This window comes from Mesorhizobium sp. M6A.T.Cr.TU.017.01.1.1 (assembly GCF_004023115.1).
In the GTDB taxonomy this organism is placed as follows: domain Bacteria; phylum Pseudomonadota; class Alphaproteobacteria; order Rhizobiales; family Rhizobiaceae; genus Mesorhizobium; species Mesorhizobium mediterraneum.
In genome coordinates, this window is record NZ_RZTA01000314.1 from 1 (window position 1) to 398 (window position 398).

The 398-nt window shown below is 66.8% G+C and carries 1 protein-coding gene; it reads right to left on the bottom strand.

From position 1 onward, the window contains the following. Positions 1-398 (bottom strand): ATP-binding cassette domain-containing protein (locus EOB36_RS34155; protein WP_128286603.1); only part of this gene is annotated, 398 nt, incomplete at both ends.

A 398-nucleotide genomic window follows, 5' to 3' on the forward strand; every position in this document is an offset into this window, starting at 1 on the left:
TCGAGCGGATCACCTCCATCTCATGGGTGATCAGCAGAATCGTCAGGCCGAGCTGCCGGTTGATGTCTTTCAAAAGCGCAAGGATGGAGCGGGTCGTCTCCGGGTCCAGCGCCGAGGTGGCTTCGTCCGAGAGCAGCAGCGCGGGCCGCGCGGCAAGCGCCCTGGCAATGCCGACGCGCTGCTTCTGGCCGCCCGACAGCGATGCCGGATAGGCTTTCGCCTTCTCCGACAGGCCGACGAGCTCGAGCAGCTCGGCCGCGCGCGCCAGCCGTTCGGCCCTGGGACGGCCTTCGATCTTGAGCGGCAGCGCCACGTTGTCCTCGACCGTCTTGGCCGAGAGCAGGTTGAAGTGCTGGAAGATCATGCCGATGCGCCGCCTGAGCGGCTGCAATTCGCGC